This window comes from Allosalinactinospora lopnorensis (genome assembly GCF_000981225.1).
In the GTDB taxonomy this organism is placed as follows: Bacteria; Actinomycetota; Actinomycetes; order Streptosporangiales; family Streptosporangiaceae; genus Allosalinactinospora; species Allosalinactinospora lopnorensis.
In genome coordinates this window covers 1-12,424 of record NZ_LAJC01000101.1, presented here as the reverse complement: position 1 = coordinate 12,424, position 12,424 = coordinate 1, and the positions used below count along the sequence as shown (strand labels likewise).

At 70.5% G+C, this 12,424-nt stretch carries 10 protein-coding genes; 5 read left to right on the top strand and 5 right to left on the bottom strand.

The features are described from left to right. Positions 1–44: 44 nt before the first annotated feature. From pucD to VS93_RS24235, 4 genes are read right to left on the bottom strand one after another with little or no spacing between them, the layout of a single operon-like run. Positions 45–2,441 carry a xanthine dehydrogenase subunit D gene (gene pucD, locus VS93_RS24250; RefSeq protein ID WP_046472185.1) on the bottom strand — a complete coding sequence of 799 codons (2,397 nt, stop codon included), beginning with the start codon at positions 2,439–2,441 and terminating at the stop codon, positions 45–47. 15 nt (positions 2,442–2,456) lie between these two features. Further along, complete coding sequence (locus VS93_RS24245) at positions 2,457–3,794, bottom strand: 8-oxoguanine deaminase (RefSeq protein ID WP_046472184.1); 1,338 nt, start codon at positions 3,792–3,794, stop codon at positions 2,457–2,459. Then, entirely contained in the window at positions 3,791–4,312 is a 522-nt protein-coding gene (locus VS93_RS24240; RefSeq protein WP_046472183.1) for a (2Fe-2S)-binding protein, read from the bottom strand. Before VS93_RS24240 ends, VS93_RS24245 begins: the two co-directional genes overlap by 4 nt. Beyond that, positions 4,303–5,172, bottom strand: a complete 870-nt coding sequence (locus VS93_RS24235; protein WP_046472182.1) for an FAD binding domain-containing protein — start codon at positions 5,170–5,172, stop codon at positions 4,303–4,305. Before VS93_RS24235 ends, VS93_RS24240 begins: the two co-directional genes overlap by 10 nt. Before the next feature lie 246 nt (positions 5,173–5,418). Between VS93_RS24235 and VS93_RS24230 the strand changes: the two genes are divergently transcribed. Together VS93_RS24230 and VS93_RS24225 are read left to right on the top strand one after the other, a co-directional pair. Then, complete coding sequence (locus VS93_RS24230) at positions 5,419–7,011, top strand: PucR family transcriptional regulator (protein WP_046472181.1); 1,593 nt, start codon at positions 5,419–5,421, stop codon at positions 7,009–7,011. Between the two features lie 46 nt (positions 7,012–7,057). After that, entirely contained in the window at positions 7,058–7,765 is a 708-nt protein-coding gene (locus tag VS93_RS24225; RefSeq protein ID WP_046472180.1) for a pentapeptide repeat-containing protein, read from the top strand. A 451-nt stretch (positions 7,766–8,216) separates the two neighbouring features. On the opposite strand, the gene VS93_RS24220 is transcribed toward VS93_RS24225, so the two are convergent. After that, a complete protein-coding gene (locus VS93_RS24220; protein WP_046472179.1) occupies positions 8,217–8,864 on the bottom strand; it encodes a dienelactone hydrolase family protein in 648 nt (215 codons plus the stop codon). A 223-nt stretch (positions 8,865–9,087) separates the two neighbouring features. On the opposite strand from VS93_RS24220, the gene VS93_RS24215 reads away from it, so the two are divergent. From VS93_RS24215 to ctaD, 3 genes are all read left to right on the top strand, one after another. Continuing rightward, the gene (locus VS93_RS24215) at positions 9,088–9,495 is read left to right on the top strand and encodes a four-helix bundle copper-binding protein (protein ID WP_046472178.1); all 408 of its coding nucleotides are present in this window, start codon (positions 9,088–9,090) and stop codon (positions 9,493–9,495) included. A gap of 24 nt (positions 9,496–9,519) precedes the next feature. Beyond that, positions 9,520–9,930, top strand: a complete 411-nt coding sequence (locus VS93_RS24210; protein ID WP_046472177.1) for a ChaB family protein — start codon at positions 9,520–9,522, stop codon at positions 9,928–9,930. 678 nt (positions 9,931–10,608) lie between these two features. After that, positions 10,609–12,276 (top strand): aa3-type cytochrome oxidase subunit I, encoded by a 1,668-nt coding sequence (gene ctaD, locus VS93_RS24205; RefSeq protein WP_046472176.1) that lies wholly within the window; start codon positions 10,609–10,611, stop codon positions 12,274–12,276. Positions 12,277–12,424 lie beyond the last annotated feature (148 nt).

Genomic DNA, 12,424 nt, shown 5'->3' with positions numbered 1-12,424 from the left:
GCCCGGGGAGCCGCCGGGCGGGGCGGGACCGCCCGGCGGCGGGGCTAGACGTCGATGCCCACGATGTCCTCCGGCCGAACAGGGGCATGGGTGAGGTCGCGGCCGGTCGCGTCGCGCACGGCCGCGACGATCGCCGGTGTCGACGACAGCGTCGGAGGCTCCCCGGCGCCGCGCAGACCGTAGGGCGCGTTCGGGTCGGGGCGCTCCAGCACCTCGATCCGCATCGGGGGCGTGTCGAGGATCGTCGGGATCAGGTAGTCGGTGAACGACGGATTCCGGATCACGCTCTCCTCGACCTGGATCTCCTCCATCAACGCGAGTCCCAGGCCCTGGGTGGCACCGCCCTGGATCTGGCCGGCCAGCTGCTGCGGGTGCAGTACCTTGCCGACGTCCTGCACGGCGTCCAGCGCCACGACCTTGACCAGACCCAGGTCGACGTCGACGTCCACGACAGCGCGGTGCACGCACATCGCGAACTGGGTGTGGGAGGCCCCCTGGCCGTGGAGCGGGTCGAGCGGTCGGGTGGTGCGGTGGTGGAACTCGCGCGTCTCCTCGACGGCGTCGGAGCCGAGCAGGTCGGCCAGGGAGGCGAGCACCCCATCGGTCTCCGAGACGACCTTGCCGCCGGTGAGACTGAGCAGTTCGTCGGAGTGGCCGGCACCGACCAGACCGCGTTCGCGCGCCAGGGCGAAGACCCGCTCGCGGACCGCTTCGCAGGCGAGCTTGACCGCGCCGCCGGTCATGTAGGACTGCCGGGACGCCGACGAGGACCCCGCCGAGCCCACCCGGGTGTCGGAGGGGTGGACCGTCACCCGTTCCACGCCCAGTTCGGTGCGGGCGATCTGGCCCTTGATGGTGACCAGGCCCTGCCCGACCTCCGCGGCCGCGGTGTGCACCATGACCGATGGCTCGCCGCCGATCGCCTCCATGCGCACCCGGGCCGTGGAGTAGTCGTCGAACCCTTCGGAGTAGCAGATGTTCTTCAGCCCGACCCCGTAGCCGACACCGCGCACCACGCCCTCGCCGTGGCTGGTGTTGGCCACACCGCCGGGCAGGGTGCGCAGGTCGGACGGGTCCGGGAGTTCGTCGCGGGCGGGCGGCATCGGCATGTCCCTGGCGCGGCGCAGCATCTCGGCCATGGGCAGCGGCATGTCGACCACCTGGCCGGTGATGATCTTCGACCCCTGCGCCATGGCGTTCTTGATCCGCAGCTCCACCGGGTGCATGCCGAGCTTTTCGGCGAGCTTGTCCATCTGAGACTCGTAGCCGAAGCACGCCTGCACCGCGCCGAAGCCGCGCATCGCTCCGCAGGGCGGGTTGTTCGTGTAGACGCCGTAGGCGTCCACGGCCACGTTGGGGACCTCGTAGGGGCCGATGCCCAGGGAGGACGCCACGCCGACCACAGCGGGGGTGGAGGAGGCGTAGGCGCCGCCGTCGAGGATGATCTCCAGGGTGGCGTACAGCAGCGTGCCGTCGCTCCGGGCGCCGTGCTCGAACCGCATCTTGGCCGGATGGCGGTGCACGTGGCCGACGAAGGACTCCTCGCGGTTGTAGACGACCTTCACCGGCCTGCCGGTGCGCAGCGCCAGCATGCACGCGTGGATCTGCATCGACAGGTCCTCGCGGGCGCCGAACGCGCCGCCGACCCCGGCCAGGGTCAGCCGCACCTTCTCGTCGGGAAGGCCCAGAGCGGGCGCGATCTGCCCCTGGTCCACATGCAGCCACTGGGTGGCGACATAGAGGTCGACCCCGCCGTCCTCAGCGGGGACGGCCATCCCCGACTCCGGCCCGAGGAACGCCTGGTCCTGCATACCGACCTCGTACTCGGTGCGCACCACGGCGCCGGCCTGCGCCCGCAGCCGGGATACCGGCGTCCCGTCGGCGAAGGAGCCGGTGCGGACGGGCTGGTAGCGGACCAGGTTGCCCTTCTGGTTGTACTCCTCGTGGACGGGGAGCGAGCCTTCCTCGTGTACCCGCGGGCAGTGCTCGTCGAATGCGGCGCGGCGCCCGTCGCTGACCGGCTCCAGCACCTCGTAGTCGACCGTGATCCGGTCCAGGGCGCGGCGCGCGGTCTCGGGGTGGTCGGCGGCCACGACGGCCACCGCCTCGCCCTTGTAGCGGACCTTGTCGAAGGCCAGCACGGGCTGGTCCCTCAGCTCCAGTCCGTAGAGCTTCTCGCCGGGCACGTCCTCGTGGGTCAGCACTGCGTGGACGCCCGGCAGCTTGAGGGCCTCGGTGGTGTCGATCCCGTGGATCCTGGCGTGCGGGTGCGGGCTGCGCAGCGTCATCCCCCACAGCATGTCCTCCATCCACATGTCGGAGGAGTAGGCGAATTCCCCGGTGACCTTCAAGGTGCCGTCGGGGCGGCGCGGGCTGGTGCCCACCCCGTCCTGGGTGACGCTGGAGAGGTCGGTGCGGGTGCGGGTGACCGAGTCGGCCATCAGCGACTCACCTCCTTAGAGCAGTTTCCGGTGGGCGGCCCGCCCGGCCCGCGCGGCCGCGTCGGCGGAGACGGTGCGAAGCTCGCCGCGCTCGACAACGGTGTCGCCGCCGACGAGGAGGAGTTCGAGCGGGGGAGGGGGGCCGAAGGTCAGCGCCACAACGGGGTCGTCGATCACGTCGTAGCCGAAGCCGTCGATCCGCCACAGGGCGACATCGGCCAGCTTGCCCGTCTCCAGGCTGCCGAGCTCGTCGCCGCGGCCGAGGCAGCGGGCCCCGCCGAGAGTGGCCAGCCGCAGTGCCTGGCGGGCGCTGAGCGCCTGTGGCCCTTTGCGGGCCCGGGCCATGAGGAGCGCCTGGTGCATCTCGCCGGAGAGCGGGGTCAACTCGCTGGAGGCGGGACCGTCCACGCCGATGCCGATGGTCACACCCGCCTCGATGAGCTCCGGCACCCGGCATATGCCGGCTCCCAGGCGCGCGTTCGAGGTGGGGCAGTGCGCGACCGCGGTTCCGGAGCCGGCGATGCGGGAAACGGCGTTGTCGGAGAGGTGCACGGCGTGCGCGAACCACACGTCGCCGCCGAGCCACCCCAGCTTCTCGGCGTACTCCACCGGTGTGCATCCGAACTCGGCCAGGCACTTCTCCTCCTCGTCCGCGGTCTCGGCGAGGTGGGTGTGCAGCCGGACGCCCTTGGCGCGGGCGAGCTCGGCGGCCCCGACCATCAGCTCGCGGCTGACCGAGAACGGAGAGCACGGCGCGACCGCGACCCGGGTCATCGCGCCGAAGGAAGGGTCGTGGTGGGTGTCGATCGCGGCCTCGGTGGCCGCCAGCGCGCCGTCCAGGCTCTCCACGACACCGTCCGGCGGCAGACCGCCGTCGGAGCGGCCGCGGTCCATGGAGCCGCGGGCCAGATCCAGCCGGACACCGACCCGCCGGGCGGCTTCGACCTCGGCGGCGACCATGTCGCCGCTGTCCGAAGGGAAGATGTAATGGTGATCGGAGGCCGTACTGCACCCGGACAGCGCCAGCCACCCCAGGCCGGCCGTGGTGGTGCCGAAGACGGCCTCGGAGTCCAGCCGCTGCCAGATCTCGTAGGAGCCGGACAGCCACTCGAACAGGGAGACGTCGATGAACATCCCCTGGGTCGCCCACTGGTACAGGTGGTGGTGCGTGTTCACCAGACCCGGCGTGGCGAGGCACCCCCGGCCGTCGACGTGCCGCGCACCGGGGATCTCCGGTGCGCGTCCCGGGCCGACACGGGTGATCCGGCCGTCGTCGACCACGACGTGGCCTTCGGGGTGTTCGGCCCCGCTGACGGTCACGACGTGGGCGCCGTCGATGATGACGGTGCTCATGGAGCCTCCTGGCCGACCTGCTCATGTTCGCGCCGGGCGGCGGTGCGCACGGCGTCGATGATCTTCTCGTACCCGGTGCACCGGCACAGGTTCCCGGCCAGCGCCTCGCGGATCTCCGGGTCCTCGGGCACCCCCCGCCCCGCGCCGGCGGTGCGGGAGATCAGGTCGTCGGCCTGCACCAGCAGACCGGGCGTGCAGAACCCGCACTGCACGGCCCCCGCTTCGGCGAACGCCTCCTGGACCGCGCAGAGCCGCCGCTCGCTCCCCTCACTGTGGTCGTCGGCCAGCCCCTCGACGGTACCGACCTCGCGCCCCTCGCACTGTCCTGCGGCCACCATGCAGGAACACACGGTCACCCCGTCCAGGTAAACGGTGCAGGAACCGCATTCACCCTGTTCGCAGGCGTTCTTGCTGCCAGGGAGGCCGAGGCGCTCCCGCAGGACGTAGAGCAGGCTCTCGCCGGGCCAGACGTCGTCGGCGGTCATCCGCTCACCGTTGACGGTGAATGTCACGCGCACTGCGCTTCTCCCTTCCGGTAGTCGGTCACCGACCAGCTCAGGGCGCGGCGGGCCATGACCGACAGGGCGTGCTTGCGGTAGTCGGCGCTGCCCCGGACGTCGTCGATCGGGCGGGCGGCGGAGGCGACCAGTTCACCGAAGTGCCGGACGGCGGCCTCGGACAGCGGTCCGGCGCCCTGCCAGTCGAACTCCGCGGTGAGGAACTCCTCGGCCGCGACGGCGCGCAGCGGAGTGGGGCCGGCCGAGCCGATGCCCGTGCCCGCCGTTCGGGTCGCGGCGTCCAGCGTGACGCAGAAGGAGGCCACGGCGATGACCATCGCGTTGCGCGTGCCGATCTTGCAGAAATGCTGCGGACCGGCCCGTTCGGGCAGCAGGACGGCCGCGATCAGCTCGTCGTCCCGGCGGGCGGTGCGCCGGGGACCGAGGTAGAACTCGCGGGCCGCCACATGGCGGACCCCGTGCACCGAGGCGAGCTCGATGACGGCGTCGGCCGCCAGCAGCGGCGGGTGGGAGTCGCCCGCCGGCGAGGCGCCGCCCAGGTTGCCCCCAACGGTGCCGCGGTTGCGGATCTGCGGGGAGGCGACCGTGCGCGCGGCCTGGGCCAGCGCCGGTGCGTGCTTCCCCAGCCGCTGGATGATGGTGGTGTAGGACACGCCGGCGCCCAGGCGCACGCGTGAACCGTCAGGACCCCACTCGGCGAGTTCGGCCACGCGGGTGAGGTCGAGCAGCGCGGAAGGGCGGTGCTGGTCGAAGTTCAACTCCACCATGACATCGGTGCCGCCCATGATCGGCACCGCATCGGGGTGCGCGCTCTTGGCGGCGAGCGCTTCCTCCCACGTGGCAGGGCTCAGGAATTCCATGGTCGTCCTTGCTTTCGCCGTGTCGCAGAACGGTCCGCCGGAGAGTGCTCCCTCCGTGTTCGGCGTTCCTGTGAAGTACACCACCTCCCGTTGTGCCCGAACTAGGACTCGATGACATGAAGTGGTAACTCTCCGGGGTGCGCTCCTTCGTCGGTTCCTACAAGTGCACTTTTGGGCTACCGTGTTCGCCACACGGATGTAGCCGATGCGCTACCCGTGCGGCCAGGTGACGTGAGGGAAAAGTCCATGCAGATCAGTGAACTTCTCGCGATTCCACGCCTGCATCTGCGATTCCTGAGCGGAGCCGAGCACGCGCACCGCCGGATCAGATGGGCCTACACCACCGACCTGCTCGAGCCGAAGCGCTACCTCAGCGGCGGCGAACTGGTGCTGACCGGGATGATGTGGCGCAACGCCCCCGAGGACTCCGAGAGGTTCGTGCGTTCCCTCGATGAGGCCGGCGTGGCGTGCCTGGCCGCGGGCGCGGCCCTGGGGGAGATCCCCCCGGATCTGATCGCGGCATGCCAGCGGTACGACATGCCGCTGATCGAGGTCCCCGCCGAGACCTCCTTCGGCGTCGTCACCGAGGAGGTCGTGCGGCTGCTGACCCGGCGGCGCTTCAGCAGCATCGCCGAGACCCGCGACCGGCACCGCCGGTTGATGGCCGAGGTCGCCGCCGGGGCGGACTTTCCCGAGGTCTTCGCGGGGGCCGCCGAGGAGGCGGGAATCAGTGCCTGGGTCATCTCCAGCACCGGGCGGCTCGTGGCCTCCACCGGACAGGAACCGCAGGCCGCCGGCCGCGAGCGACTGGCCTTCCGTGCGCTGGGCTGGACGAGCTTTCCCCGGTCCACGGAGCTTCCGGCCTCGGAGGAGGCCGGTACGCGGACCGTGACCGTGCTGCCGGTGCAGACCCGGGAGTCGCACCCGCTCGCCGGCTGGCTTCTCGTCTGCGCCAGTGACCACGCATCCTGGTCGGACGAGACCCACGAAGCGGTGGCGGAGATCGTCTCCATGGCGGTGCTCGCCCGCAGCCGCGCCGAAGAGCGGTCGCTGAGCGACGCGCGGCACGCCGAAGGGCTGTCCCGGTTGCTGGCCACCCAGCGCTTCGACGAGGTCGCCGCCCTGCTGCACGTGGCGGGGCAGGCGGACACGGGGGAAGGGGACCGGCAGGGGCAGCACATCGCGGTGAGCGCGACCTTGCTGCCCGAGCCGCGGCTGCCCGACCTCGCCCGCCGGATCGTGGCGGAGCTGGTGGCGGACTGGTCGGGTTCCGTGGTGACAGGGGAGAACGACGCGCTGGCCATCATCCCCGTTCCCGGTACGGGGGAGGCCGGAACCCGGGCCGCCGAGCGGCTGTACGCCGGGCTCGCCCGGGACGCCCGCGTCCTGGAGGGCGGGCTGGTCGACTACCGGCTCGCCGTGGGCATCAGCTCCACGGCCCGAGATCTCCCCGACCTGCGGGGCGCGGCGGTCGAGGCCCAGCACGCGCGCCGCCTGGCCGAGCTGCGCGGCGGCCGGTCCCGGGTGATCGCCGGCGTCGAGATCGACTCGCACGAACTGCTGCTCGCGTCGGTGCCGGAGGAGGTGCGCTCCTCCTACCGCGAGCGGCTGCTCGGCCCGCTCCTGGCCTACGATCGCGACCACCGTTCCGACCTCGTGCGTACCCTGGAGCGCTTCCTGCAGCACTCCGGGTCCTGGCAACGGTGCGCAGCGGCGATGCACGTGCACGTCAACACGCTGCGCTATCGGATCGGCCGCGTGGAGGAGCTCACCGGGCGCGACCTGAGCAACCTGGAGCACCGTGTGGACCTGTTCCTGGCGCTGAAGCTGCGATCGTGACCGCGGGCCTGTCGGGGAATGTCGCCTCGCCCCTCTACCTCGCGGCATGACCGACCAGATCCTTACCGCGGGCGGCGAGCTGCGCGGCGCCGACCTGTCGGGGCGCGACCTGCGCGCCCCGACGTCCACCGAACCGGGAAGCCCGCGGGTCTTCACCGAATGCGACCTGAGCGGGGCCGACCTCCGCGGCGCCCACCTCATCGACGCCGTCTTCACCGGCTGCCGGCTGGACCGGGCTCAACTCGACCAGGCCGCACTCGACGGTTCGCGCTGGGAGGGCGGGGGAGCGCCCGGCGCGCACCTCATCGGCGCCGAGTGCGCGGACGCCCGCTTCGACCAGGTGGATCTGGCGAACACCCGGTGGACGGGCGCGCTGCTCACCGAGACCGTCTTCACCGGTTGCCGGTTGACCGGAGCGGAGCTCACCGGGTGCCGCGGTATCGGCTACTCCTTCGCGCGGTGCAACCTGATGCTCGCCCGGGCCAAGGGGATCTCGCTGCGCGGGCAGGAGATCACCGGAACACGCTTCGACGAGGCAGATCTCGGCAAGGCCGACCTTCGCGAGACGGTCTGGAGCCAGAGCCGGCTGCGGGGTGCGGTCATCCGGGGTGCGGACTTCAGGGGCGCGGACCTGCGCGGCGCCGACCTGGGGGAACTCGGCCTCGATGACGCCGCCGTACTGCGCGGCTCCACCATTTCGGCGGAGCAGGCCGGCGTGCTCGTCGGTGCGATGGGGATCCACGTGGCCCTCTAAAGTAAATCTACATCGTAAAGGTAGTGCGATGGAGCCATCCACCCGCACGGGGTGGCGGCCCCCGAAAATCAGCGAACGATCCGATGCATACTCAAAACACGCACGGATAGCGGAGACACTACGCGCGGCGGCACCCATTTGCTCTCCGCCGCGCGCGGGCGCCCGGAGCGTTGCTGCGGGCGCCGGTCCGAACTGGAGCCGGGATGGTGCTGCGGCGAACGCCGACACCGAACCGACCTCTGGGGGCCGGCGCCCCGCGGATCTTCGGGGGGCCGCGGGGCGCCGAAACGAAAAGCGCCAAGGCGCTTTTCGCCGGTGGGCGGTGTGCCGCTCACCGGCGAGCGGGGGGAACAGGCGGGGGCCGTCGTGATCGTCTCGGCGAGCGGCGGCCCCCGCCCATGTCCGCGCGGTCACCCCGCCGGCTCGTCGGCACACCGCGACCCGCCCCGTGTCACTTGGGCATGTGGTCGCGGAACCAGCCCATCGCAGCCCCGGTCACCTGCTCCAGTGCCCCCGGCTCCTCGAAGAGGTGGGTGGCGTTCGGAATCAGGTGGACGTCGCTGGCGACGTGCAGTTCCCGTTGTGCCTGGAAACTTATCCGCACTATGGGCTCGTCGAAGCTGCCGACGATGAGCAGGAGGGGAGCGCTGATCTTGCCGAGTGCCTCCGAGGCGAGGTCGACCCTGCCGCCCCGGCAGACGATCGCGTGAATGCGGTCCGGGCGCATCGCCGCTGTGCCGAGGGCGGCGGCGGCCCCCGTGCTGGCGCCGAACAGGCCGATGGGCAGTCCCGCCGTTTCCTCGGCGGAGGTCAGCCAGTCCACGGCACCGGTCAGCCGCCGCGTGAGCAGGGGGATGTCGAAGCGAAGTTCACGGGTGACCTCATCGCGTCTGCCCTCTTCCTCGGTGAGCAGGTCGAGGAGGAGGGTCCCGAAACCTGACCTGTTCAGCGCCTCGGCCACGGCCCTGTTCCGCGGGCTGTGCCGGGAACTGCCGCTGCCGTGGGCGAACAGCACGACACTGGAGGTGTCCAGTCCCATCGCCAGGTCGCCGCTGAGGTCCGCGTCAGGTGTCTTGGCCGTTATGTTCCGGATATCCATCTTTCTCCCCTCCCATCACGCCTACCGCACTACTACCGGTGCCCGGACAGCCGAAACGTCGTGGCCGGCGCGGTTGCCCGCGAGTCGGCGGTGAAGGGGCGGCACCGGCCTTGCGCCCGGCCGAAGCGCCTGCTGTTCTGCCGCCGCGGCGTTTGCCCCCGGTGAATCTCGGTAGCGGAAAGGCGTGTTTCACCTGTCGTGAGCGAAGGAGGCGAGGGGCAGCATGGCGACCCAGACCGAGGAGTTCTTGCGTAACCATCCGCGTGACGTCAGCGGTGACATCGAGACCCTCAAGACCTGTGTGGAGCGGCTCGCTGCCTGCGCCCAGGCATGTCTGGCCTGCGCAGACGCCTGCCTGGGGGAGCGGGATGTCGCCGATCTGGTCAGGTGTATCCAGCTCGACCTGGACTGCGCCGACGTGTGCACGGCGGCCGAGCGGGTGCTCACCCGCCGTACGGCCCCTGACATCCAGCTGCACAGAATCCTCCTGGAGACGTGCGTCCGCTACTGCCAGGAGTGCGCACGCGAATGCGACCGGCACGCCGACATGCACGACCACTGCCGGCTGTGCGCCGACACATGCAGGCTGTGCGAGGACGCCTGCCGCCAGGTGCTGGCCCGCGTCGCCTGACCATCGAGACGAGAGGAGCCGGACATGCCGGGCCGAGACGAACTTCCCGACACCTTGCGCCGTTCACCGCGCGAGGCGCAGGACACCTGGATCAAGGCCCACGACTCTGCTGTGGACACCTACGGGGAGGGGGAGCGCGCCCACCGCGTGGCCTTCTCGGCGCTGAAGCAGAAGTTCGAGAAAGTCGGAGACCGCTGGAAGCCCAAACAGGAGAAGGGCCCCTCCGACCCCCAGGCGGCCAACCCGCGTGCCAAGGAGAAAGGCAAGGAGCGGCCCACCGCCGGAGGAGTCGACACCAGCGCCAGCAAGCGCCACCTCTACGAGCGTGCCCGGGAGGTCGGCATCAAGGGCCGCTCGAAGATGGACAAGAAAGAACTCGTGGACGCGCTGCGCAAGGCGAGCGAAACCCGGACGCGACGGTCGCGTACATCGTGACGGCCCGGGACTCCGCCAATGAGGGAAGCGGGGGACCCGCTGGGCGGATCCCCCGCTAATCCCGTACCGGGGCGCCACGGTGACCACGTAGCAGCTCCTGGCCGCTCCCTCCTGGCCCCCCACAACAACAGTTCAGGAGGAAACGGTCGGCCCGGTCCGCAGCGCTGCCCCCTCCCTCGGGACACCGCCGCTTCGCCCGGTAGGGGACCTGCTACCGAATCCGGCCGGAGCTGAAACCTTCAGGCGCGGTGTTTTGGCGGATAACATCCTGTCGTAGGTTGACCTGCGCAATCAGTCGCCGCCCGAAGGGGTGCCGCCGACCGGCCTCGGGGGCCGAGCGCGGTGCTCCGGGTGGCCCGTGCGAGCCCGCTGTCGGCGGCTCGCACCCTGGAACGCGGCGGACATCGAGGCGGAAGGGACGCGCCGACCGGGCCGCGTGGAAAACGGCCCGCGCCAGGGTTAGCCGCCGCACCATCGGGTAGCCGCGCCCTCCGGTGACCGTCCCGCGAACCGCGGGAGCGGTCCTCGCTGGAAGCGCGACGAACGCGGTACGCGCCCCGAGCAGTGATTTCCCGCCTCGGACCGGGACACGCCGAGGCGGCGCGGCGATGTTCGGCCGGGAGCCGGGGCAATCTGGAAAACGCCGCGGAGCGGACCCACGCGACGAACGGAGTCCCGATGACCCAGACTGAAGCAGCGGGGCAGGACACATCGGCGGCGCCCGTCAGCACGCCCAAAGGGGCGGTCCTCGTCTCCTGGCTCTCGGCCACCGACCACAAGATCGTCGGCTACCTGTACCTCATCACCGCGTTCGGCTTCTTCGTCGCCGGCGGTGTCATGGCGATGCTCATACGTGCCGAGCTGCTGCGGCCGGGTCTGCAGATGATGACGCTGCAGGAGTACAACCAGCTGTTCACCATGCACGGCACGATCATGCTCCTGCTGTTCGCGACACCGCTGTTCGCCGGCTTCGCCAACGTGATCATGCCGCTGCAGATCGGCGCCCCGGACGTCGCCTTCCCGCGGGTCAACATGTTCAGCTACTGGCTGTTCCTTTTCGGCGGGCTCATCGCCATGGCCGGCTTCCTGACACCCGGGGGCGCCGCCAGTTTCGGCTGGTTCGCCTACGCCCCGCTGAACGACCCGGTGCGCACCCCCGGGCTGGGCGGCGACCTGTGGGTGCTGGGCCTCATCGTGGCGGGCCTGGGAACGGTGCTGGGCTCGGTGAACTTCATCAGCACGATCGTGACCATGCGGGCCCCCGGGATGACCATGTTCCGACTCCCCTTGTTCACCTGGAACACCCTCTTCACCTCTGTGCTCGTCCTGCTGGCGTTCCCCGTCCTCACCGCGGCGCTGGCCGCACTCGCCGCCGACCGGATACTCGGTGCGAACGTGTACGCGCCCGAACACGGCGGCGCAATCCTCTGGCAGCACCTGTTCTGGTTCTTCGGCCATCCGGAGGTCTACATCGTCGCCCTGCCGTTCTTCGGCATCATTACCGAGGTCATCCCGGTCTTCTCGCGCAAGCCGCTGTTCGGCTACAAGAGCATGGTGGGGGCGACGATGGCCATCACCGGGCTGTCCATGACGGTGTGGGCGCACCACATGTTCGCCACCGGAGCGGTGCTGCTGCCGTTCTTCTCCTTCCTGTCCTTCCTGATCGCCGTCCCTACCGGCATCAAGTTCTTCAACTGGATCGGGACGATGTGGCGCGGGCAGCTCACGTTCCCCACCCCGATGCTGTTCGCGATCGGGTTCCTGGTGACGTTCCTGTTCGGCGGCCTGACCGGTGTCCTCCTGGCGTCACCGCCGATCGACTTCCACGTGACCGACTCCTACTTCGTCGTCGGCCACATGCACTACGTTCTGTTCGGCACCGTGGTCTTCGCGATGTTCTCGGGGTTCTACTTCTGGTGGCCCAAGTTCACCGGGCGCATGCTGTACGAGGGGCTCGGCAAGCTGCACTTCTGGACGCTGTTCGTCGGATTCCAGGTCACGTTCCTCATCCAGCACTGGCTGGGGGCTGCGGGGATGCCGCGCAGGTACGGCGACTACCTGCCCGAGGACGGCTTCACCGGGATGAACCTCGTCTCCAGCCTGGGGTCGTTCGTGCTGGGCGCCTCCACACTGGTCTTCTTCTGGAACGTATGGCGTAGTGCCCGGTACGGGAAGCCCGTTCAGGAGGACGACCCGTGGGGCGCCGGCAACTCGCTGGAATGGGCTACCAGCTGCCCACCGCCCCGGCACAACTTCCGCTCCCTGCCGCGCATCAGAAGCGAGCGGCCGGTGTTCGACCTCAGGCACCCCTATCAGGCGTCCGTATCGGAATCGTCCACCCAATAGGGCCGACCCGAGTACCCCACGACCTGCGGTCCGTGGCGTGGCGCCGGCCGGGGCCGAGCAGCGCTGCTCGGCCCGGCCGGCGCCACGATGCTAGACGTCCGGGTTGAGCTGGGCGCGGAGCTGCGCGAGCGCCGCAGACAGTCTCCGT